This is a genomic window from Campylobacter taeniopygiae, from assembly GCF_005406225.1.
In the GTDB taxonomy this organism is placed as follows: domain Bacteria; phylum Campylobacterota; class Campylobacteria; order Campylobacterales; family Campylobacteraceae; genus Campylobacter_D; species Campylobacter_D taeniopygiae.
The window spans coordinates 1-363 of record NZ_NXLY01000083.1; the positions used below are offsets into that span (position 1 = coordinate 1).

Consider the following 363-nt stretch of genomic DNA (forward strand, 5'->3'; position numbering starts at 1 on the left):
TATCACAATGAAGACATTGACTTTGAAAGTTTAGTCGAAGAAAACATAGAAATTGATAAAGAATATAATTTTAATCATCTTATACCTCCAATAGAGTGGTATAAGGAAATTATAGATGAGTATTGTAAAGTAACAGATTCTAGAAAACTAGCATCTTTAAACACTCAAATATCTAATTTAATTCAAGAAAAGCAAAAATTACAAAATAATTTTCAGGCTCAGCTCAACTCCATCCCTATTAAAAAACAACATTTAGAATTAGCTAATTTAGAACAAGACCTAATAATTAAAAAACTAGAAAGTAAAAAGTTAGCTAAATCTTTAGGAATTAAAATGGATATTATTAATCCTAAAGTAACTTTT

Annotated in this window: 1 pseudogene; it reads left to right on the forward strand. The window is 24.8% G+C overall.

Features of this window, described 5'->3' with window-relative positions:
- Positions 1-363: pseudogene (locus CQA75_RS09040) on the forward strand (sugar transferase); the annotation flags it as partial.